This window comes from Nocardia brasiliensis ATCC 700358 (assembly GCF_000250675.2).
GTDB classification, from domain to species: Bacteria; Actinomycetota; Actinomycetes; order Mycobacteriales; family Mycobacteriaceae; genus Nocardia; species Nocardia brasiliensis_B.
On sequence record NC_018681.1, the window covers coordinates 2,988,964 to 3,007,943 of the forward strand.

At 64.8% G+C, this 18,980-nt stretch carries 25 protein-coding genes; 15 read left to right on the forward strand and 10 right to left on the reverse strand.

Annotated features, from left to right (window positions below):
• Positions 1–32: 32 nt before the first annotated feature.
• Positions 33–941 (reverse strand): class I SAM-dependent methyltransferase, encoded by a 909-nt coding sequence (locus tag O3I_RS13475; RefSeq protein WP_202804932.1) that lies wholly within the window; start codon positions 939–941, stop codon positions 33–35.
• A gap of 19 nt (positions 942–960) precedes the next feature.
• Between O3I_RS13475 and O3I_RS45515 the strand changes: the two genes are divergently transcribed.
• The gene (locus tag O3I_RS45515) at positions 961–1,113 is read left to right on the forward strand and encodes a hypothetical protein (protein ID WP_167829136.1); all 153 of its coding nucleotides are present in this window, start codon (positions 961–963) and stop codon (positions 1,111–1,113) included.
• Positions 1,114–1,132: 19 nt separating this feature from the next.
• Positions 1,133–1,552 (forward strand): hypothetical protein, encoded by a 420-nt coding sequence (locus tag O3I_RS46045; RefSeq protein WP_014983478.1) that lies wholly within the window; start codon positions 1,133–1,135, stop codon positions 1,550–1,552.
• A gap of 106 nt (positions 1,553–1,658) precedes the next feature.
• Here O3I_RS46045 and O3I_RS46280 read toward each other — a convergent pair whose 3' ends face one another.
• Entirely contained in the window at positions 1,659–2,129 is a 471-nt protein-coding gene (locus O3I_RS46280) for a hypothetical protein (protein WP_237748295.1), read from the reverse strand.
• A gap of 151 nt (positions 2,130–2,280) precedes the next feature.
• A complete protein-coding gene (locus O3I_RS13485; RefSeq protein WP_014983479.1) occupies positions 2,281–2,559 on the reverse strand; it encodes a hypothetical protein in 279 nt (92 codons plus the stop codon).
• 510 nt (positions 2,560–3,069) lie between these two features.
• On the opposite strand from O3I_RS13485, the gene O3I_RS13490 reads away from it, so the two are divergent.
• The 3 genes from O3I_RS13490 (at position 3,070) to O3I_RS13495 (ending at position 7,185) form a co-directional block, all read left to right on the forward strand.
• The gene (locus O3I_RS13490) at positions 3,070–4,341 is read left to right on the forward strand and encodes a lipase family protein (RefSeq protein WP_141692295.1); all 1,272 of its coding nucleotides are present in this window, start codon (positions 3,070–3,072) and stop codon (positions 4,339–4,341) included.
• A gap of 394 nt (positions 4,342–4,735) precedes the next feature.
• Entirely contained in the window at positions 4,736–5,086 is a 351-nt protein-coding gene (locus tag O3I_RS44815; protein WP_141692296.1) for a hypothetical protein, read from the forward strand.
• An 800-nt stretch (positions 5,087–5,886) separates the two neighbouring features.
• Complete coding sequence (locus O3I_RS13495; RefSeq protein WP_237748296.1) at positions 5,887–7,185, forward strand: lipase family protein; 1,299 nt, start codon at positions 5,887–5,889, stop codon at positions 7,183–7,185.
• 463 nt (positions 7,186–7,648) lie between these two features.
• Here O3I_RS13495 and O3I_RS13505 read toward each other — a convergent pair whose 3' ends face one another.
• The gene (locus O3I_RS13505) at positions 7,649–8,005 is read right to left on the reverse strand and encodes a DoxX family protein (protein WP_014983483.1); all 357 of its coding nucleotides are present in this window, start codon (positions 8,003–8,005) and stop codon (positions 7,649–7,651) included.
• Between the two features lie 70 nt (positions 8,006–8,075).
• Between O3I_RS13505 and O3I_RS13510 the strand changes: the two genes are divergently transcribed.
• The 3 genes from O3I_RS13510 (at position 8,076) to O3I_RS13520 (ending at position 10,006) form a co-directional block, all read left to right on the forward strand.
• Entirely contained in the window at positions 8,076–8,438 is a 363-nt protein-coding gene (locus O3I_RS13510) for a winged helix-turn-helix transcriptional regulator (protein WP_014983484.1), read from the forward strand.
• Between the two features lie 119 nt (positions 8,439–8,557).
• On the forward strand, positions 8,558–9,154 hold the full coding sequence (locus O3I_RS13515; protein WP_014983485.1) for a TetR/AcrR family transcriptional regulator: 597 nt from the start codon (positions 8,558–8,560) through the stop codon (positions 9,152–9,154).
• Positions 9,155–9,271: 117 nt separating this feature from the next.
• Entirely contained in the window at positions 9,272–10,006 is a 735-nt protein-coding gene (locus O3I_RS13520; RefSeq protein WP_014983486.1) for an SDR family NAD(P)-dependent oxidoreductase, read from the forward strand.
• A gap of 177 nt (positions 10,007–10,183) precedes the next feature.
• Here O3I_RS13520 and O3I_RS13525 read toward each other — a convergent pair whose 3' ends face one another.
• Positions 10,184–10,804: a TetR/AcrR family transcriptional regulator gene (locus O3I_RS13525; protein ID WP_014983487.1), complete on the reverse strand. Its 621-nt coding sequence runs from the start codon at positions 10,802–10,804 to the stop codon at positions 10,184–10,186.
• Positions 10,805–10,908: 104 nt separating this feature from the next.
• Here O3I_RS13525 and O3I_RS13530 point away from each other — a divergent pair, with 104 nt between their 5' ends.
• The 5 genes from O3I_RS13530 (at position 10,909) to O3I_RS13550 (ending at position 14,745) form a co-directional block, all read left to right on the forward strand.
• The gene (locus O3I_RS13530; RefSeq protein ID WP_014983488.1) at positions 10,909–11,100 is read left to right on the forward strand and encodes a hypothetical protein; all 192 of its coding nucleotides are present in this window, start codon (positions 10,909–10,911) and stop codon (positions 11,098–11,100) included.
• Between the two features lie 316 nt (positions 11,101–11,416).
• Positions 11,417–11,800 carry a DoxX family protein gene (locus tag O3I_RS13535; protein WP_014983489.1) on the forward strand — a complete coding sequence of 128 codons (384 nt, stop codon included), beginning with the start codon at positions 11,417–11,419 and terminating at the stop codon, positions 11,798–11,800.
• A gap of 34 nt (positions 11,801–11,834) precedes the next feature.
• On the forward strand, positions 11,835–12,740 hold the full coding sequence (locus O3I_RS13540) for an RNA polymerase sigma-70 factor (RefSeq protein WP_171904519.1): 906 nt from the start codon (positions 11,835–11,837) through the stop codon (positions 12,738–12,740).
• Positions 12,741–13,101: 361 nt separating this feature from the next.
• A complete protein-coding gene (locus O3I_RS13545) occupies positions 13,102–14,055 on the forward strand; it encodes an NAD(P)-dependent alcohol dehydrogenase (RefSeq protein ID WP_014983491.1) in 954 nt (317 codons plus the stop codon).
• Between the two features lie 276 nt (positions 14,056–14,331).
• Positions 14,332–14,745, forward strand: a complete 414-nt coding sequence (locus O3I_RS13550; protein ID WP_014983492.1) for a DUF4189 domain-containing protein — start codon at positions 14,332–14,334, stop codon at positions 14,743–14,745.
• 211 nt (positions 14,746–14,956) lie between these two features.
• On the opposite strand, the gene O3I_RS46780 is transcribed toward O3I_RS13550, so the two are convergent.
• Together O3I_RS46780 and O3I_RS13560 are read right to left on the reverse strand one after the other, a co-directional pair.
• Positions 14,957–15,091: a hypothetical protein gene (locus tag O3I_RS46780; RefSeq protein WP_272944295.1), complete on the reverse strand. Its 135-nt coding sequence runs from the start codon at positions 15,089–15,091 to the stop codon at positions 14,957–14,959.
• 175 nt (positions 15,092–15,266) lie between these two features.
• Positions 15,267–15,740: a DUF4265 domain-containing protein gene (locus O3I_RS13560; protein WP_014983493.1), complete on the reverse strand. Its 474-nt coding sequence runs from the start codon at positions 15,738–15,740 to the stop codon at positions 15,267–15,269.
• On the opposite strand from O3I_RS13560, the gene O3I_RS45520 reads away from it, so the two are divergent.
• Positions 15,669–15,974 carry a hypothetical protein gene (locus O3I_RS45520; RefSeq protein WP_167829088.1) on the forward strand — a complete coding sequence of 102 codons (306 nt, stop codon included), beginning with the start codon at positions 15,669–15,671 and terminating at the stop codon, positions 15,972–15,974. The genes O3I_RS13560 and O3I_RS45520 overlap by 72 nt on opposite strands.
• A gap of 95 nt (positions 15,975–16,069) precedes the next feature.
• Here the strand turns inward: O3I_RS45520 and O3I_RS13565 are convergent, their stop codons facing one another.
• Positions 16,070–16,477: a nitroreductase/quinone reductase family protein gene (locus tag O3I_RS13565; protein WP_041563751.1), complete on the reverse strand. Its 408-nt coding sequence runs from the start codon at positions 16,475–16,477 to the stop codon at positions 16,070–16,072.
• Between the two features lie 428 nt (positions 16,478–16,905).
• Positions 16,906–17,754: an SDR family oxidoreductase gene (locus O3I_RS13570; protein ID WP_014983495.1), complete on the reverse strand. Its 849-nt coding sequence runs from the start codon at positions 17,752–17,754 to the stop codon at positions 16,906–16,908.
• Between the two features lie 96 nt (positions 17,755–17,850).
• Here O3I_RS13570 and O3I_RS13575 point away from each other — a divergent pair, with 96 nt between their 5' ends.
• Positions 17,851–18,234 carry a winged helix-turn-helix transcriptional regulator gene (locus O3I_RS13575; protein ID WP_014983496.1) on the forward strand — a complete coding sequence of 128 codons (384 nt, stop codon included), beginning with the start codon at positions 17,851–17,853 and terminating at the stop codon, positions 18,232–18,234.
• 159 nt (positions 18,235–18,393) lie between these two features.
• Here the strand turns inward: O3I_RS13575 and O3I_RS13580 are convergent, their stop codons facing one another.
• Complete coding sequence (locus O3I_RS13580; protein ID WP_014983497.1) at positions 18,394–18,975, reverse strand: TetR/AcrR family transcriptional regulator; 582 nt, start codon at positions 18,973–18,975, stop codon at positions 18,394–18,396.
• Positions 18,976–18,980: the final 5 nt, after the last annotated feature.

Below are 18,980 nucleotides of genomic sequence, written 5' to 3' on the forward strand. Positions count from 1 at the left end.
CATCATCATCCGGCCTGGCATGGCCTGCCCGCTCAGGTGACCTGTGCGGCCACGAGTGTCTCGAAGGTATAGGGCCGCACACCATCGGTACGGCCGGCGAAGTACCGCTGCTGGAGGTCGGCATGTGCGGGATGGTCCACGACTTTCAGTCCGCACCGGCTGATCAGCCTCTCGATCTCGGATACCGGCCAGCCGGGCTGCAGCGGCTCGCCGACAGAAGCCGCGATCGGCGTGTAGATACGGGCGAATTCCGTCCCCACGTCGTCGAGTGCGGAGTCCTCGGCTCGGTAGGAGAACACCACCTCGGACCCGGGAGCAGCCGCCGCGATCGTGCGCAACCCCGACTCGATCGCCGGTGCCGTCAGGTAGGGGGCGACGCCCGTCCAGCAGAACATCGCCGGCTGTGCCCAGTCGAACCCGGCCCGGCCCAGCGCATCCTGAACCGGTCCGGCCTCGAAATCCGCCGGCACGAATACCTGCGAGTCGCTGAGCGGCAGGCCGAGTTCCCTGACCCGCTCGAGCTTCCATGCCTGGGAGGCAGGGTGATCCACCTCGAACACCGTCAGCGAGCCGAGCAGATCCGGCCGCCGCCACGCGAACGAGTCGAGCCCCGCACCGAGAATCACGTACTGGGTGAAGGCGCTGGCGGCCAGCCGGTCCTCGGCGTATCGGCTGCGGGTGCACACAGCCGCCCGGGATTCGCGACGCACCGGGTCGGGGAACAGCGGATCGAACTGGTCTCGCAGCTGCTGCCATACCGGGCCCACAAGCACCAGGGCCAGCGCATCGTCCAGCACCCACGGCGACGCCGTCTCCAGCCGAAACAATCCACGCGACACGGCCGCAAACATCGCCGTCCTGCTCGGCGCGCTCTCCATGCGTTCCTCCTCGCGGGCCAGGGCCGAGCGCGCCGACCACGCGCGCCCACGTTGCGCACTCATAGGATGCGCCTGAAACGCGGTGACGGCCATAGCTGGCCTGACCACCGTCCCCATCGAGGGCATCGACCCGGTCCGTATCGTCCTGGCGACCCGCATGGTCGATGCCAATCCGCTGATGACCGAATTCCCGAACGTCTGGCCATCCGACGCACCCACTCCTCGCGGCTATTGAGTTCGCTACCTTCAACCGCATGATCTATCCGGGCCGTGATTCAGCGTCGCGAGTCGCACAACTGGCGAACATCGCGCACGAAAGCTGGATGCAGGACTGGCCCATCGAGGTATCCGATCCGGCACGCCTCGATGAGTTCGTTGATCTGCTGCTTGCGAATAAGGCCGATTGGGAGCTGAGTTTCTGGTTGCTGGATCTCGTCCTCGAATCGGCCGAAGACGATTTGTCCAGCGAAGAGGACAAGGGCTCGGATTTGACCGAGGCCGAGCTCCTCGACGCGCGTGACAACGCCCCCGCCATGATGCTGCCGCTGTCAATGCGGCATGTGATGGACGAGTCCCGGGGATATCGCGACATCGACCCGGAAAACCTCTGGCAGGAATGGTGCCTCTACAAATCCGGCGAGGACCCCTTCACACTCACCGATGATCACCTGTGACTACGCCCCACCGGCAACCGCGCTGTCGTCGGCATGTGCGAGGCCCTGCTGCGGCATGACAGTGTCCTGGGCCCCGGCGGCACGCGACCGCTGAGGCTCGGGACCCTCACTCTTCGATCGGCAGGTGTGGAGCATGCGGCAGCAGTGCTTCGGCGACAACCCAGGGATCGCTTACTGTGGACAATCGGTGGAAATCTGCGATCGAAACATCGAGGGTGAAGACGACCGTTCCTTTGCCCGTCAGGGTGACACCGGCATAACACCGCCATGCCATTGGTCGCCCATCAGGACCGCTTTTCCGGACTAGTGGAATCAGCAGAACCGAAGCTATCTCGTCCAGGTGCGCCGCGGTCCAACGCGGGCGACCATACGCACTGAATCTTCCGCGAGCCCTGTCGCCTAGCGCGAGAAGCTCCTGTCCACTCACCTGTTTCACCACCACGGGTATCTTGCCGCCCAACAGCCCTGGTCGCATCGAAGAGCGGGCACGAAACACCCGGGGCAGCGACGCTATATGAGCAAACATCGATAAGTCCTCCAACACGAACACGTTGATCAGCAGATCAACCCGGAGCATCCACGTCGCCGGGTTAGCTACCAGATCAGAATGTAGGTGCACGACACATAACCGAGCAGTCCCGACTACCGGGGGCTTGGCAGCGGGCACCACCATCGGCTCATCGGCATGCGCGTGCGTTCCCCGCGTCGGCCCGAGCCCCTTCGCTGGCTCATCTCTCTCGAGTCAAACTCCAGCCAGCGCGTGTCAAAGCAGTTCCGATCGCGATCCCCAGAGCCAACGGCGTAGCGAGCAACAGTAGATACAGCCAACCGCCGACAACCGGGTAGTAGACATCGGTGACGACACCCGACGACTGAGACGAGTCGTAGAAGTCGGCACCGACCTCGACCTCTACCCGCGGACGCGACAGCATCCACCAAAGCTGAAACGTCGCTACGGCGATCATCCCGCTGAACAGTCCGAGAGCGCCGAACATCTTGACCACCATCTAACACCCGCCCGCGTTGACCTGCCGCAAGATCCGCAGCGAATGTACTTCACTCAGTGGGAGTCAGGCTGGGCGGCTGCGCCGATCCGTAAGCGGCATGTGAGTGCGTTGAGTCAGGGGGCCTACCTCAATGGAGACCCTGGGGCACGATGCCCATGTAGGCGGCGAGGAGATAGTTGGGTGGCGGTCGACGTGCGGCAGACCCCCAGGGCTCGTAGCGCGGGTCGAAGATTCCACCTGTCGATCTCACACTCATCAATATGATTTTGGTAGTTTGCATGAATACATGCTTCAGCATTGCTCATCATCTGGCCCAATGCCGCGAATGCGGTGCGTGTGTTTTGAATACCCGCAGTTACGACGTGGCCTCCAGTGCGGATGCGTCAGGACAAAGCTAGGTCCGAGTGCTGCCCTTTGGGCTGGATTTCGCTGAATTAATAGGCGGCGGCACAACAGGTTTGCCGGGCTCTGCGGACGCGAGGCCGATCCATCCGAACAGTGGAGGTCGAGATGTCCAGTAATGCCCAGCGACGTGTCTACTGGTTCGGCGTCGCCGCAGTGGCCGTCATGGCGACGTTGGCCGGGCCGGTGGTTTTTTCCCCGAATACGGCGGCTGCGGCACCACCTTTGCCGCAGGCGGATGAGTTCTACCAGCCACCAGCCGGTTTCGAGTCCGCGGCGCAGGGCGTGATTCTGCGATCCCGGCCTGTCCAGTCGGTGGTGCCGTTGCCGGCCCAAGCTTGGCAATTGCTCTATCGCACCACCGACGTGTTCGAGCAGCCGGATGTCACCGTCACCACGGTGTTCCTGCCCAACAATGTCCGAGGGGACCGACCGTTGGTGTCGCTTCAAATGTTCGAGGACGCCTCCGGTCCGCAATGTGTCCCGTCCTATGGGCTGCAGGCCGGTGCCCAATCCTCCACAGAGACCATGGGGCAGTTGATGGACCTGCAAACTGCGCTGCAGAACGGCTGGGTGGTGTCGGTGCCTGATTTCGGCGGGCGATTCGGCCACTTCCCGGTTGCGCGAGAGCCCGGCTACATGACCCTGGATGGCATTCGCGCGGCCACCCAGTTCGCTCCGCTCGGTCTCGGCCCCGAGACCCGCGTCGGTCTGTACGGATACTCAGGTGGCGGGTTCGCGACGGGGTGGACGGCTGAGCTGCAACCCAGTTACGCACCCGAGCTCAATATAACCGGCGCGGCGTACGGCGGCCCCGGGCCTGACATCAATGCAGCATTGTTCACCACGAACGGTGGACCCTTCTCGGCCATAGTCGGTAGCGGCCTGTCCTCCTACTACGCCACCTATCCCGAGGTCAAAGCGGCGATGCGACCGCACCTGACATCTGAGGGCGCGGCTGTGATGGATCAGATCCAGACGCAATGCTTGTCCACCACTCTCGCCCAGCAGTTCCTCGGCGACTGGAAACGGTATTTCGACATTCCGCTGGACCAGGTCCTGGCGTTGCCGCCGCTCGCGGACGTTATCAACCAGGCCAGACTGGGTACCCACGCACCAGCTGCGCCGCTTTATGTCTTTCAAGCTGTGCAGGACGAAGTGATTCCAGTGGGCCCGACCGACCGAATGGTCGAAGACCTCTGTGCTCGTGGGGCTCGGGTCACCTATGTACGTGAGCAGCTGGCCGAGCACTTGAGCACGATTTTCTCGGCCTCCCCTGCCGCGTTCTCTTGGCTGAGGGAACGCGTCGACACCGATACTCCGGTGCCGGCTGGATGCAGCACCACCACCGTGCTGTCACAATTCATCACCCCGAAGTAGCCGTTCGGGCAGCGCACCGTCGCCGTGCCCTGGTGTCGGCCGTGCGGCCGAGCCCATGCAGGAGCCTGTGGTTCCTGAACCACTCGACCGAGTCAATGGTGAGCAGTTCCACGTAAACGACGAATCCGCACGGACGGCGTCGGTTTTATCGAGTCCAATTATGTTCTCCGCCAACGTATTATCGTATACATCGGTTGCACTGCCAGTCGATGGAACCATACCCGCCAGCAGCTGTGACTCACCGATTGGCAACCGTCTCGAATGTCGTCTGACGGTCAACCTGACCGCTGGAAACGTCAGAAGGCCGTGCCATCCAAACTCGCGATCGCGTCGAATACTGGGCATTCACCCTTGAACCAAGCCCGCCGACGCCCCGGAGCCGAAGGACAAAAGGATGCCCCTTGTTCGAACTGCCAGGATCGCCGTTCTCGCCGCTGCATGCCTGGTGGCCGTAGCTAGCGCGACAATCACCGCTGCGGTTGCCGCTGCCGCTCCGGACTACAAATACGTGTGCGACAAGGTGATCCATGGCGATGGAGAAGGTGGCTACCAAGGGGCTTATACGGGAACGGACTGCACGCCGGAAAACGGCGCGCCCGCCCAGGGCACAGTCAAAAAGGCAAAGATCGTCGACAAACCTAATGGCAACACCTACGAGTGTGAAGATGTCCGTGCCGGCGTCGGGGAGGATATATTCGGAGAGGCGTTGGGCCCGCATGAGGTAACCAGTTTCCGCTGCCGATAGCCTTCCCTTTCACGGCATCGGCGGTCAGCTCTCTTTTGCCCTGCGGGCGAGGGGCGGGCGGCGGCCAGGCCCTCGTTTGTGCGTCGACTCGAACCCCGGACGAACTCGCCAGCGAGGCTATATGTGAACTCCAGCACCGGCTGCCACGTGGTGGCGCCGAGAGCTTCGTTACACAGACGGTTCAGGGCGCAGCGATGCGCGCAGATCGGCATGTGCGTGCGTTGAGCTGTCATGTGCCCGAAGCCATGTAGGCAGCGAGGACATAGTTGGCGTGGCGATCCAGGTTGGTCCGCGCCCGGTCGTAATGCATGGTCGTGCGCGGGTCGGCGTGCCGGGCCCTGGATACCCGAAGCCCGTTTCGTAGCGACCACTTCTCCGAGGTTCGGTCGAGTGATTAGTCCGGATCCGCACTGCTCCATTGGCGCATTGACGGGTTGTAATCGGCGGTTGAGTGTAAGCGAGGGCTGATCCCGGGCATGGGAGGGCAGCGGGCGGTTTCGCGGCCACAATCGACGCTCATGATCGCGAGTTCGACTACGGCACATCCGGTTTCGACAGCGGGGAAAGTCGGGATGGTGGCGACAACCGCGCGGAGCCTGCTGTCCAACGGTGCTGTGGACACACCTGACCTTGTAAACGCCGATCTGGCCCGGGACTTCAAACAGGCTCAGCACAGCCGTAATCGCGCATGATCACTTTATCTCCGGTTCCGGTGTCGATCATGATCGAGGGAGGTAATCTTGCTGACTTCAGGGGATTCACCGGGAGTCGGGTCCCTGCCGGGGAGGGAAGTCGGAGACGTGGACAGTGCCGTATCAACCTGTGGTGCAACGTATTCAGTGGTAAAGCGCGGTCGGTTACGTACGGTTCTGATCGCAGTCTCGCTCGTGCTGTGCTTTGCCGGTTATCCCATCGCGGTCGGTAGCGCGGATCCGCGGCCGACTCCGCAGAACGACCCGTTCTATACTCCGCCATCGGGCTGGAGTTCGAATCCGCCAGGCACCATTTTGAATTCGCGCTCCGTCGAGGTGGCCTCGCTGGGACCACAGGCGCAGGACGCTGATGCGTGGCAGTTGCTGTATCGAACGACCGATTCCGTTGGCCGACCCACAGTGACCGTGACGACGGTGCTGCGCCCACGAACCGGGCCGGTCAAAGGGCTGATCAGCTACCAGGCTGCCGAAGATGCCTCGGCCCCGCAGTGTGCCCCCTCGTTCGCGCTGCGGCAAGGAGCGCCCGACAAGTACGACTCCGCTCTGGATCTCATACAGGTCGACCAAATGTTGTCGTCCGGTCATGCGATTTCCGTGCCGGACTGGGAGGGGCTACTGGGGGCGATGTTCTCCCCGAAACAGCCGGGTTACGCCGTACTCGACGGTGTGCGGGCCGCCGAGGGATTCACGCCGCTCGGCTTGTCCGGCGTCGACACCCCAGTTGCTGTGGCGGGCTATTCCGGTGGGACGATCGGTAGTAGTTGGGCCGCGCAGGTCCAACCCGCCTACGCTCCCGAAATTCGATTGGTCGGTGTTGCGATGGGTGGTTGGACACTACCCATCGCCCCCTACCTGGAGTCGCTCGATTCCGGTCCGTTCTCCGGTTTCCTGCCGTCGCTCCTGCCGGGCATGATGCGCGCCGATCCCGCTCTGGCAGCGGCTTTCAACAAATATCTGACTCCTGCCGGGCACGCTCTGATGGCGGCGGGTGACAGCAAATGTGTGGCTCCGAATATCGCTCAGCATGCGTTCCTACGTATGGACGACTACCTGACGATCCCTTTTTCGCAGCTGCTCGAGCAGGTACAGGCGTCGTTCGTCAACGTGGACTTCGGCGACGTGGTCCCTACCGCGCCACTGTTCTTCTACAACGCCGTCCACGACGAGATCCTCGACATCGCGTTGGCCGACGAGGCGGTGGCACAGTGGTGCGCGGCGGGCGCGCAGATCACCTATACGCGCGACCAATTGAGCGAGCATGTCAGTCTCGCGATCACTGCTACACCCGCGGTCCTGCGCTGGATCGATGACCGCCTAGCGGGGGAGCCCGCGCCGAGTGGTTGCTCGACGCGCACGGTCCCGTCGATGGCGATCGGTGGTGCGTAGCGCGCCACCAGGCATTTCACGGCTGGTGCCGTGTGTTCGACCGAGGGGGACGGCGGCGGTCGCGTGGGGGTGTTTCGGGCCGGTGCATGGAGTACGCGATCGACGGGACGATCGCGACCTGCCACCGATTGGAGTTCCCGCACGACCGTTGGGGTTGCGACCCCGCCGAGAGCCTTCGCCTGGCGGCCAAGGTCACCGGAGTGTCGTTCACGGCAGGCATGCTGGACCAGCCCCTGCTCATCGGACCTGTCGCGTGTCGATGGTCACCTCCCGGCCACACCACCGCTTGACCCGGTGCGCTTGCTGGTACGGCCGGTGAAGTCGTAGAACGCATCTCGGTCCGCTCGACATCCACCGCAATGACCGTCGGGTGAGCGCGCTATGCGGCACAGAGCGGACGTTCGTGAGAGGTCGAACAGGCGTGGTGCAGCGCGGTCGGTGCCGCCTAGGTGGGAGCGCGAGCTCAGGCGAGGCGGACGTCGAGTACGAGCACGACTGATGTCGCGATCGAGAAAGCGAGGAAGACCATGGCGCCCGTCATGTTCCGGTCGCCGGTGCGGATGTGGGTGAGGATCGCGCCAGTGAAATAGAGCACCAACCCGATCGCGGCGGCGATCGCGAAGGGCGGGAACCAGATGCCTCCGACGAGGCCGATCGTCGCGGCGATCTGCAGGCTCCCGAGGACGGTGAGCTGGGAGGTGGTGAGGTGAACTGCTTCGGCGAATCGGCGTATCCACGCGGGGCGGACGAACTTCATCACTCCGGACTGGAGCATCGCCACGGCGAGCAGGACGGACAGGATCAGGGCTGCAATGTGCATGACGGTAACGCTAAGAATCCGCTAGGTACCTTTTGGTAACCTACGGGCCGTGCGTCCCCCTGCCGGAATCATGTTCATGACCGACTGTCCCGCGCGCACGGCGATGGAGGTCATCGCGAACAAGTGGTCGGTAGTTACCCTGTACGCGCTGGCAGACGGCCCCAAGCGGCACAGTGAACTCGTCGCCTTGTCCGGCGGTATCTCTCACAAGGTGCTGGCTCAGACCCTGCGCCGCCTGCAGGGCAACGGCCTGGTCGCGCGGCGGCGCTACGCCGAAGCGCCGCCGCGGGTGGAATACAGCCTGACCCCGCTCGGCGAGACGCTCCAAGAGCCGATAGCGATGCTGACGCGGTGGGCGCAGGTGCACGGCGCAGAGCTCGTCGACTTCCAGGAGTCAACAGCCGCGAACCGGACCGATGCACCGATCGGGTGAGTAGGTGGGCGAGCAGCGTCTTCTTGTAGCAGGCGTCCGGCGTGTAGCGCTCGGCGAGTTCGATCGCGTTGCCGCCGCCCATTATGGCCCGTACGGTCCAGAACTAGTACCGTAGGGGCATGCCCCGCCCTCGTGAGTTCGACGAAGATCGCGTGGTCCTCGCCATTCGCGACGAGTTCTGGGACAAGGGCTACGCGGCGACGTCGATGGACGACCTGCTGCGCGTGAGCGGGTTGGGCAAGGGCAGTCTTTACGGGGCGTTCGGGGACAAACGCAGCCTGTTCCTGCGCGTGTTGCGCGCCTACGACGACGCGAACCTGCTCATGCTGCGTGAGCGTCTGGCCGCCGCGGCGCGAGGGATCGACCTGGTCCGCGAGTTCGTGCTCGGCTCGACCGGTGACCCGACCGGGGCAACGGCGCGCCGGGGTTGTTTGCTGGCCAACAGCAACGCCGAGCTCGCCACCAGCACGCCGGACGTGGCCGCGGAGGCCCGCCGCAGCTACGACGCGATCGCCACCATCCTCGCCGCCGCGCTGGAACGCGCTCAGCGCGAAGGCGACCTCGACCCCGCCATCGACCCTGCCGAGACCGCCCGCGCGGTCCTCGTCGCCCAACTCGGCGTCATCGCGCTCGGGCGCACCGGCATGGACATCGACATGCTCACCACGGTGGCCCGGTCCACCCTGGCGCGGTTGCTACCCACTCCGTCGCGGTAGCGACAACTCATCGACCGACCTGAGGGAAGCCCTGCCGATGTCGAAATATTCTTGACTATCCGGTCCATAACAGCGAAGGTTATGGACGTAATAGTCCATAACCTGGAGGGAGGCGGCATGGCCGTCTTGGCAGACAAGGTCGCTGTGGTCACCGGGGCCAGCAGCGGCATCGGGTTCGCGACAGCACGCGCGTTCCGCGACGAAGGCGCCAAGGTGTTCATCACCGGCCGCCGCAAGGACGCGCTCGAGGCCGCGGTCGGCGAGCTCGGGCCCTGCGTGACCGGCGTGGTCTGCGATGCTTCGGTACCCGCGGAACTCGACGCGTTCTACGGGACCGTGCACGACCAGGCCGGGCGCATCGACGTGCTGGTCGCCAACGCCGGCGTCGGCACCGCGGCTCCGTTCGGCGAGGTGACCGAGGATCTGATCGACTCCGTATTCGCCACCAACGTCAAGGGCACGATCTTCACCCTGCAGCAAGCGCTGCCATTCCTCAGCACGAACGCCTCGGTGATCCTGACGGGTTCGACCGCCGCGACACGACCCAACCAGGGGCTCGAAATCTACGCGGCGTCGAAGGCCGCGGTCCGCACCCTCGCCCGCGGGTGGGCGCTTAGCGCGCGCACGCACGGGTTCCGGGTCAACGTCGTGTCCCCGGGCGGTACACGCACCCCCGGTCTGCTCGAGCTGATCACGCCCGAGATGCTCGAGCAGGCCGAAGGTGCCGTCCCCCTCGGTCGGCTCGCCGAGCCGGAGGAGGTCGCCGCGGTCACGACGTTCCTCGCCTCGGACGCGTCGAGGTACGTCAACGGTGCCGAGTTCTTCGCCGACGGCGGGTACGCGCAGGTGTGAATGCGCCTTACGCGCCGCACACCACGCGCCGAACCGGGCGACAGCGGGGCCGAATTCGGGGATGCGCTTGTAGCGGATGCCACCAGAGACGCCGAGCAGTCACGACCGATGCCATGGATTCGCCGGGGCCGGCAGCGTTCGCGGCCCAGGCTCGGTTCGTCGCCGCGGGACCGTGTTTCAGCCGGATCCTCGACATCCGCTCACGAAGGCGTCCAGCCGAGCGAAAACTATGTGCTGGGCTTGCTCCGGAGTGATGTTGCCGGTCAGGGTCAGTCCGGCAAGGCCCGTGGACAGCGCGAGGAGTTCGCGTGCAGCCTCGGCGAAGTCGAGACCGGTTGCGGCCGTGCGGCTCAGAAGAAGTGCGATCAGGTCGATCAGCCCGTCGTAGCCCTGGGTTACCTGCGCGGCGAGACTCGGGCGCGGCAACGCGTGCGTCTCGAATGCCTGCATGATGCGGAACCGGCGGTGGTCGGCGGCGGTGCGCGGAATGGTCTCGGCAAGTATCGCGCGGAGCGTCGCGACCGGGTCACCGGCGCCCGCAGCTGCGACCTGCTCCTGAACTCGCTTACCGCCGACCTCGGCGATGCTGGTGAATGCCGCCGCCAACAGATCTTCCTTTGCGGGAAAGTAATGCTGGACTCGGCCGATGGAGACGCCGGCCTGCTGGGCGACGTTACGGATGCTCATTCCTTCGACCCCGTCGGTGTCCACGATCGCGAACACCGCCTCCAGAATCGACTGCCGTCGCTCGTCGTGCGCGGCGCCCACACCGCGCACCGCTGCGCCCTTGCCGCCCACTGCCCACCCTTTCCGTGTCGATCGTATTGGTTTGACTCTAGTCGAGGTCCAAGGCTACCCTGGCACGTATCAAATCAATACGATCGTATCGATAAGGGAGAGCGATGTTCGAAACACTTGGGTTACTCCTGCTCATTCAGGGTGTCGGCGGGCTGATCAACAACCTCGCCGGGGGCTCGAAGAGTTGGTTCGTACTCAACTACCTCGACCTCCCGGGGTGGGCGCGACTCACCGGCTACCTGATCCTGAGCGCTGTCGGTGCCGTCCTTGCGCTGCGGCACAAGGCTTTCCGCTGATCGAGTCAGGCGCCTGGTGGTACAGGCGTTAGCGAACGCGGCCGGCGTCCGCTGGGGCGACGCGACGACCGGGCATCTGGATCGAATGCCGATCCTTCGCACGAGCTTGCGGCCGGATATGGGCGAGGGCCGAACGCGCTCAATTCGGCAGATCGGTACGTCTGGCCATTACCCTCCGCGCGGTCGGCGGCAAGAGCGTGCGTCTCGGTCGACCACCAGCTGCCTTCCGCAAGTGTTCAGTGACCTGCGTCACGCAATGTCACGGGGATTGGCCAGGGAGTGTCTTCAGGTCCGAACCTCGAACAAGGAGAACCTCATGAACATCGCGTTGTGGATCGTCACCGGACTGCTGGCCGTCGTCGCGCTCGTCAGCGGCAACATCAAAGCGTTCACCCCGAAGGCGAAACTGGCTCAGGCGCCGGGCGGGCGGTGGACGGAGACCGCCAGTGCCGGGGTCGTCAAAACCATGGGCGCGGTGGAGGTGCTGGCCGCGGTCGGCTTGATTCTGCCCGCTGTGCTCGGCATCGCGCCGACAGTGGTTCCGGTCACCGCGGTGTGCTGGTCGTTGCTGATGGTGGGCGCGATGATCGTCCACGTCCGGGACGGGGAATACAAGGTGATCACGGCGAACGTGGTTTATCTGGCTATGGCGGCGTTCGTGGTGTGGGGCCGGCTCGTGCTCGAACCCTTCGCCGGCTGACCCGGTAGCCTTTGCCGGGCATTTGCGGCAAAGCATGAGGAGCACGGTGAACAGCGCAACGACCAACCCAGCGACCGACACGTTCGTCGGCTACCGCAATCTGCTGTTCACCGTCGCCTACGAGATGCTCGGCTCGGCCGCCGATGCCGAAGACGTACTGCAGGAGACCTGGCTGCGGTGGGTGCAGGTCGATGTGGACCAAGTGCACGATCATCGCGCCTACCTGGTCCGGATCACCACCCGCCAGGCACTCAACCGGCTTCGAACCCTCAAACGCCGCAAGGAGTCCTACGTCGGCCCCTGGCTACCGGAACCGCTGCTCACGACACCGGATGTGGCCGAGGGCATCGAGCTCGCCGAAACCATGTCGATGGCGCTGATGCTCGTACTGGAGACACTCTCACCGACCGAGCGTGCGGTATTCGTGCTCCGCGAGGTCTTCGACGTCAGCTACGAAGAGATCGCCGCCGCTGTCGACAAAACGCCGACGACCGTTCGTCAGATCGCCCGCCGCGCACGTCAACATGTCGAAGCCCGCCGTCCACGCTCGGTGACGTCCCCTGACCAGGCGCGGGCGGCGCTGGAGTCGTTTCAACGAGCGCTGGAAACCGGTGACCCACAAGGACTTCTCAACGTGCTGGCCCCGGATGTCGTGCTGCTCACCGACGGCGGCGGCATCAAGACCGCCGCACGGGTACCGATCATCGGCATCGAACAAGTGCTGCGGAACCTGCTGGTGGGCTTCGGCAAGATCAGCGCCACCCTCACCACCGAACCCGCCGTGGTCAACGGCAATCCCGCACTCATCGTCCGCTGGGACAACGAAATCGGCATCATGACCTTCCGAATGGAGAACGGTCGCATCACCGGGCTCTACTTCGTCCGTAACCCGGAGAAGCTGACCCACATCGACGCACCCACGACACTCAGCGTGCGGTGAACACCGACTGGATACACGGAACTCGGCATTTGCCGGCGTTGGGCGAGGGCACAGCCTGCGTGATCTGATGGTGCCTGGAACCGTTGTCGACTCCGAACTACTGCAAGGTTCCGAGTTGATTTCGCACGCGAGCAGCGGTTGTCGGCTCGTTTATCGCATGATCGGGCAGAGCGAAGAGCCGGTAGTCAGCGGGAGCATGGTCTACGTGTCCTGCGTCGAGGATTCGAGATGCACTATGTGGCAAAGAATCTCGCTCTCGTGCAGAAGGTCGGGCGTACAGTTCGCGTGGCCGCGCAGCGGCCCTGCCGATTAGACTTTGTCACGTGTCAGGCTGTCGTTCGATCCTCCGCGCCGGTACCGCATGAGGGCCGTCGTGTACGACCGCTACGGCGGCCCCGAGGTGCTGTCGATCGCGGATATCCCGACGCCGGCGCCGACGCCGAAACAGGTGCTGGTCCAGGTGCATGCGACGTCGATCAACCTCTCCGACTGGGAGACACTGCGGGGGACGCCGCTGTATTCACGCATCGGCGGGCTCCGGACTCCCCGTCGCCCGGTTCTTGGATCCGATATCGCCGGACGGGTCGAAGCCGTCGGCTCCGAGGTCACCCTGTTCGCACCCGGTGACGAGGTCTACGGCGACAATCTGATGCTCAAGGGCGGATTCGCTGAATATGCCGTGGCTCCTGAATCAGCGCTGGCCCATAAACCGGCGTCGCTGAGCTTCGCCGAAGCTTCGACCCTGCCCCAAGCCGGGGCGATCGCCTTACAGGGCACGGCCGATATCGCTGCCGGAATGTCGGTGTTGATCAACGGAGCGGGAGGCGGGTCCGGAGCGTTCGCGATCCAGTTGGCCAAGAACGCCGGCGCGCACGTGACCGCGGTCGACAACTCCGACAAGCTGGCGTTCATGCGCACGCTCGGCGCCGACGAGGTTATCGACTATCGCGTCGAGAACTTCACCAGAACCGGACCATACGAGCGAGTGCTCGACCTCGTCGCTTACCGGTCGATCTTCGCCTATCACAGGTCGGTCGCCCGCGGTGGCCGGTACCGCTGCGTCGGCGGCACCACTAGCGCGTTGCTGCGGATGACGACGGTCGGCGTACTCGCCGGCTTGGTGACCGGGCGTTCTCTCGGAGTCCTTGCGGTGAAGGAAGGGCCCGCGCATTTCACACCACTCGCGGAGGCGTGTGTCGCAGGCCGGATCGGAATCCATGTCGACCACACGTTCGCACTCGACGAGGCCGCGAAAGCGCTGTCCTACGTCGGTACCGGACGCGCGCTCGGCAAGGTGGTAGTCAAGATCCGCTGATTGCGGGGGCTGCTGCTTCAGAGATGTCCGGTTCGGCGTGGCGACCTCGTAGAGGGCCTCCGAAACCTCTTCTGCGGCAGCGGCTTTGACGGAAGTCCGCAGTGGTCGCCCGGACTCGGTCCAATGCACATCGACTGTCGAGAGCCGTCACGGACACCGCAGTTCGTGACGGTTTTTGCCGTGCCCCCAAGACTTGGGGCGATCTCGGGTCCATGCGCTGCGGTATCTTCCATGCGATCGCCGCACCCTGGTCGGCGCGCAGAGGAAGCACGCCACATGTTCATCAAATTCTTTGCGACCGCAGCGCTTTCGGTGAGTGCCGCTGTCGTTCTTGCGGCACCGCCCGCTGCCGCCGACGACCCGGTCAGCTGGGGCGCCGGTTCTCTCAGCGTGTGGGGCAACGTCTACGCGTTTTCGGTCAACCACCCAACCGAAGCCGACGCCATCCGAGCCGCCGACCGAACGTGCAAGGGGCAGGGCATCATCGACTGCCGGATGATGGTGACGTTCGCGAACGGCTGTGGTGCAGTCGTGACGAGTCCGCTCTCGATCGTCGCGGGGTTCCCGATCGTGGGCTTCGGTAAGGGGGCGACCCCGGGTGAGGCATACGCAGACGCCACCCGCAACCTCCCCACCGGCACCGGAAGCGCCGGCTCGTTCAACCGCGAACACGCCTGCACCCGGCCTTGATCTGGTTCCAGCATGGTCCTCGGCATTTGCGTGCGTTGGGAAGTGTTGTCAGCCAATCGGTTTGGACGAACGACGAACGCGCGCCCAGCGGCATCAGGGGACGTTCGTAGCCGTCGGCTGCGGCTCGGTTGAGCCCGAGCGGACCAGGTGCGGCGCGGCTGATGGCTAGGTGGACCCGAGTTGTTCTGCGTATGACAACCGTCAGATCTGTCTAGTCGACGGGACCCTGACCGGTGCCGTGCACCCGGGAGTTGAGCTCCTCGGGCGACGGCACGCCAATGCGGTCCATCTCGGCCACATACACCCGGACCGCCGCAGCGGCGTCGTAGGTGATGTCGGGTTCCACCCGCCCATCGTCAACGACGGTGAACCCGAGACACACCGACAGCTCTGGCGGTCGGCTGATGAGTTGGCCAAGCATCCCTGCCCGATCTACTCGTCGTGGTTGAACCACATCGAGCGCAGGTTCGCGGCGCTGCACTACTTTCACGCTCAACGGCACCGGCCACTACAACCAGCGGTCAGGCGTTCCACCATTCCGCGGTTCCGTACCCGACCTCGTAGTGCCACCATCCCGACTCCGTCCCGTGCGCCAAAAGCTCCTTGATCCCAGCGAAGTCGGCGCCAGCGGGGACGGTGAACGCCACCATGGGGAAGTCCTTGCTGTACACCTCGCCTCCGAGCTCGAACCCCGACAGTCGCTGATGCACTGCCTCCGGGCTCCGCCCGAGAGGCCCGGTAGGGACAGGTACGACACGGATCGTGCAATTGCCAGAAGAACTGACGCGCTCAACTGCCCAATGCCGCCCGTCGGAGTCTGTCCGGAATCGCACAACATCACCCTCAGCCACTCCGCCCGCTAGGAACGGGCTGTTCTGAACGACCGCCGTGTCCTCCCCAGTCCTCCTCGCCCACATGCCTTCGTGTTCGTACTGGTGCCACTCATCACGCGGCAGGAAGAACCACACTTTGATCATGTCGACACCACGCTCCATAGCCACCCATCATGCGCTGGTGGCCGGCTGTTCAGCACCGCTGGATATGAACTCGCCGTCGGCGGTTCGAACGGCGACCCTGCAACGGCCACGAGGCTGGACGGCCCGTCCGCTGACGCGAACTCAGAGGCGGGAGTAGACAAATCCGGGGATGTGGATGAAGCGAGCCTCTCTTTACTGCTGAGCATCGTGATGGTGCTCCATGCGCAGTTGCTGCTCGGCGCGTTCCAGTAGTGCCCGTAAGCGGCCAAGCAGTCGCTGGTGGTTCGGCCAATGCGCGCCCAGCGGCAATAGGGTGCGTCTCGGAAGTTCCGCGGCCAGACCGCGAATCAACTGGTTCGGGTGATCCGCAGCACCGGGATTCGTCGCCGTGTCTTGGCCTCGAACTCGGCGAAACCTGGTTGGGCGGTTATGGCCTTCGCGAGCAGCCGGGTGCGCTCCTCGCCCTCGGTGGGCGTCGCTTTGGCCCGGTAGCTGTCGGCACCGACCTCGACGGTGAGTTCCGGGTTGGCGACGAGGTTGTGATACCAGGCCGGATTCCGGTCAGAACCGGCGGCGGAGGCGACGACGAAAATGTCGCCACCGTCGGTGAAGTACACGACAGGGCTGGTGCGCGGCAGGCCGGTCCGGGCGCCGACGGTGGTCAGCAATGCCATATCGAACGTGGCGAATCGGCCGCCGACCCGGCCGCTGTTGGCACGGAACTCGGCGATGACTTCGGGGTTGTACTCGAACATTCCGTTCCGATCGTCGAGTCGGATGTTGGTGCGGGACAACGAGGGTGCCGGCTCGTAGGGCCGGCCCGGGTCGTACGAGCCGGCGCCAGTAGCCGAAGTGGCCTGGGGCCCGTCTCGATCGCCACCGCGTCGCCTCGCCGACCGCCGGAATCGGCCAGCACTCACATTGACTTTATTATGAATCAAATAGCTTTATTGCGAGTCAAACACAAGGCTCTGTTGTCGTCAATGGCTCGCGTATCGCCGCCGCGTGGCCTGTCGGTGCACTCTCCGAGGATGGGGGTGCTGCAAGCCGCGCGGGTCGCGGCATTGCCGGATGTTCGTGTCCGGCTGCCCGAGTTGGGCATGCCCACAGCTCCGCCTGCGCGAGTCGCCGAGTCTGACCCGGGGCCGCTCACGGGCGTCCGATCTCCGATCAGGTCCTACCGTTATCGGAAAGCGGTGACGTGCTCGGTGATGAAGGTGCGCAGGCTGCGTGGCGGGGTCCCGGTGATCGATACCACGTCGTCGGTCAGCCACGCCGCATCGCCTTCGGCGATCAGGCCGAACACCTGGGCGTTGGAGGTGGCGACGGCCTCGGGAACGCCTGCCCGGATCATCGCCGCGCGGTGCTCGCCGGGAGAGACGCGGCGGTACTCGACCTCCCGGTTCAGCGCGTGGGTCAACTCTTTCGCGACCTCGGCGTAGGTGAGCAGGTCGGGACCGGTGAGCAGGTAGGTTCGGCCCGCGTGCCGCTCGGGCGCCGCGGCGATCTCCGCAGCGGTGGCGCCGACGTCGCGGGCGTCGACCATCGCGAACCGGCCGTCGCCGGTCGACATCGTGAATCCACTCGTTTGCTTGATCATCGGCGCGGCGGCGAGCAGATTTTGCATGAAGAGGTTCGGTGCGAGCAGCGTGTACGCCAGTCCGGTTCCCTTCAGATATGCCTCGATCCGTGCATGAGCGCGTCGACGGTCGACCGGAGAGTCGGCGGTCGCCTTGTGGTTGGTGATCTTGACGATGTGCCGCACCCCGTGGCGCAGGGCGCTCTCGATGATCGCGATCTCCGCCACCGGCTGGGACGGGCTGATGAGCAGGACGGTGTCGATGCCGTGCATGGGCGTGTCGAGCGTGTCGGGTCGGTCGAAGTCGCCCACCGCGATTTCGGTGCCCGCCGCGCCGCCGCTCGCCGCGCGTGCCGGGTCACGCACCAGCGCCCGGGTGGGGTGGTGCCGGGCGGCGAGCAGCCGGACGGCTTCGGATCCAACCTTGCCGGTCGCTCCGGTGACCAAGATCATGACCTATCCCTTCGAATCGCGTTCACGAGCGAGTTCGATCCTCCCGCTTACGGTTTCTCTTGTGAAGAAGGCACCGTTTGGATATATAGGTACCTGATGGATACCGGTAGGCAGCCCACGTATGCGAAGCAGTGCCCGTCCCGCACGGTGGTCGACGTGCTGGCCAACAAGTGGGTGCTCTACGTCCTCGGCCTACTGCGCCGCTACGACCGGCCGCTGCGTTTCACCGAGCTGCGTCGCCAGATCGAGGGCGTGACGCAGAAATCCCTGACCCAGGCGCTGCGCAACCTCGAACGCGACGGGCTGATCAGCCGGACCGTTTACCCGACCATCCCGCCGCGTGTCGAGTACGCCCTCACCGACCTCGGTGTCGTGGCCGGCGCCCTCACCACCGCGATCGCCGACTGGTCCCTGACCAACGCGACCCGCGTCCTGGAATCACGGGCGGCCTACGACGACCGACTCGCCGCCCAGTCGTGACGTACCTCAGGACGCAAGCGGAACTCATCGCCGAGTCCCACCCCGAATACACCCGGAAGGTGAATCTCATGGCCGCTCCGCGGCCCGCGTGAGTGGCAGATGTCGCGGGTAACGCTGATGGGCGATGCGGTACACGCGGCACTGCCGGAAATCAACAGTTCACGGTCGTACGGCACCGGGCTCACGGGCGGGTAGGCCACGCAGCAGCGTGTCGAGGAACAGGTCGAATCTCGGTGCGTCGGTGCCGAGGTGGAGGGGATTCTCGGTTGTCGCCAGCCAGCCGACGACGCAGGTCATGAAGATCTGCCAGCTGTGCTCGGCCATCTCGGCGGTCACGCCGGACCGGCGGAGAACGGCGCTGACCGCGCCCCGGACGCGGTCGATCGAGTGCGCGTTGTGCTCGTGCGGACGAGACAGGTGCGTGGCATAGCCGGGCAGGGCAAGGAATTCGTCGCGCATAGCCCACGCGAGTCGGGTGAGCCAGGCTCGCCATTCCGGATCTCCGGCATCGGCTCGCAGCAGGATTCGCTCGACGACGACCTCGCTGAGGAGATCGAAGAGCTCGTCGCGGTTCTTGATCCACCGGTAGAGCGCGCTGTGGCTGACGCCGAGGCTCGCCGCGAGCTCGCGCATGGTCAGCGTGTCGACGTTGTCGGCCTGCGACACCGCTTCGACGATCTTGTCCCGGCTGATCTGCGCAGGACGGCCCGGACCTCGTCGCTTGGCCACTTCGTCACTCATGAATC

Coding starts and splice junctions, on each gene's coding strand:
- O3I_RS13475 (WP_202804932.1), bottom strand. CDS start 941: ATGAGTGCGCAACGTGGGCGCGCGTGGTCGGCGCGCTCGGCCCTGGCC.
- O3I_RS46045 (WP_014983478.1), top strand. CDS start 1,133: ATGATCTATCCGGGCCGTGATTCAGCGTCGCGAGTCGCACAACTGGCG.
- O3I_RS46280 (WP_237748295.1), bottom strand. CDS start 2,129: ATGCTCCGGGTTGATCTGCTGATCAACGTGTTCGTGTTGGAGGACTTA.
- O3I_RS13485 (WP_014983479.1), bottom strand. CDS start 2,559: ATGGTGGTCAAGATGTTCGGCGCTCTCGGACTGTTCAGCGGGATGATC.
- O3I_RS13490 (WP_141692295.1), top strand. CDS start 3,070: ATGTCCAGTAATGCCCAGCGACGTGTCTACTGGTTCGGCGTCGCCGCA.
- O3I_RS44815 (WP_141692296.1), top strand. CDS start 4,736: ATGCCCCTTGTTCGAACTGCCAGGATCGCCGTTCTCGCCGCTGCATGC.
- O3I_RS13505 (WP_014983483.1), bottom strand. CDS start 8,005: ATGCACATTGCAGCCCTGATCCTGTCCGTCCTGCTCGCCGTGGCGATG.
- O3I_RS13510 (WP_014983484.1), top strand. CDS start 8,076: ATGTTCATGACCGACTGTCCCGCGCGCACGGCGATGGAGGTCATCGCG.
- O3I_RS13515 (WP_014983485.1), top strand. CDS start 8,558: ATGCCCCGCCCTCGTGAGTTCGACGAAGATCGCGTGGTCCTCGCCATT.
- O3I_RS13520 (WP_014983486.1), top strand. CDS start 9,272: ATGGCCGTCTTGGCAGACAAGGTCGCTGTGGTCACCGGGGCCAGCAGC.
- O3I_RS13530 (WP_014983488.1), top strand. CDS start 10,909: ATGTTCGAAACACTTGGGTTACTCCTGCTCATTCAGGGTGTCGGCGGG.
- O3I_RS13535 (WP_014983489.1), top strand. CDS start 11,417: ATGAACATCGCGTTGTGGATCGTCACCGGACTGCTGGCCGTCGTCGCG.
- O3I_RS13540 (WP_171904519.1), top strand. CDS start 11,835: ATGAGGAGCACGGTGAACAGCGCAACGACCAACCCAGCGACCGACACG.
- O3I_RS13545 (WP_014983491.1), top strand. CDS start 13,102: ATGAGGGCCGTCGTGTACGACCGCTACGGCGGCCCCGAGGTGCTGTCG.
- O3I_RS13550 (WP_014983492.1), top strand. CDS start 14,332: ATGTTCATCAAATTCTTTGCGACCGCAGCGCTTTCGGTGAGTGCCGCT.
- O3I_RS13560 (WP_014983493.1), bottom strand. CDS start 15,740: ATGGAGCGTGGTGTCGACATGATCAAAGTGTGGTTCTTCCTGCCGCGT.
- O3I_RS13565 (WP_041563751.1), bottom strand. CDS start 16,477: ATGTTCGAGTACAACCCCGAAGTCATCGCCGAGTTCCGTGCCAACAGC.
- O3I_RS13570 (WP_014983495.1), bottom strand. CDS start 17,754: ATGATCTTGGTCACCGGAGCGACCGGCAAGGTTGGATCCGAAGCCGTC.
- O3I_RS13575 (WP_014983496.1), top strand. CDS start 17,851: ATGGATACCGGTAGGCAGCCCACGTATGCGAAGCAGTGCCCGTCCCGC.
- O3I_RS13580 (WP_014983497.1), bottom strand. CDS start 18,975: ATGAGTGACGAAGTGGCCAAGCGACGAGGTCCGGGCCGTCCTGCGCAG.